The organism is Xanthobacter autotrophicus (assembly GCF_030015065.1).
Classification (GTDB): domain Bacteria; phylum Pseudomonadota; class Alphaproteobacteria; order Rhizobiales; family Xanthobacteraceae; genus Xanthobacter; species Xanthobacter autotrophicus_D.
Genome location: NZ_JAIVFN010000498.1, coordinates 1 through 411 on the forward strand (window position 1 = coordinate 1; position 411 = coordinate 411).

Consider the following 411-nt stretch of genomic DNA (forward strand, 5'->3'; position numbering starts at 1 on the left):
GTCCGGATTGTCCTTCTTGTAGAAGGCTGTCCAACGGGTCTGTTCCTCGCGCGCCGAGAGCGAGAGCACCTTCCGGAAGAACTCTTCCCGTGCTTGCGGAATCCACCCTTCGCGAGCGCGCACATAGTCGGCGAGGAAATACTTACGGATTGCCTCGTCGTAGGTGATCGTCTTGTCGCCGCGCAGCTCCTGGGTGACTTCCGTTGCACCCGTCGATCGATCCACAGTGACGACGTATGGAACGACCGTCTTGAGCGGCGAGAGCGCCAGCACCGCAGCCGCGCAGATCGCGGCAAACAGGATCGCGACAATGGCGACGATCCAAGCGATCCGGCGTGAGCGGACTGCGGCCACGAACCGATCCCGGTCCCAGCTTTCCGCTTCCGCAAAGTACGCCTTGAGATCCTCGTC

At 61.8% G+C, this 411-nt stretch carries 1 protein-coding gene; it reads right to left on the bottom strand.

The genetic code is table 11. The features are described 5' to 3' along the window. The coding region (locus K9U40_RS24210) for a virB8 family protein (protein ID WP_282892589.1) at nucleotides 1-411 on the bottom strand (411 nt) is incomplete at both ends.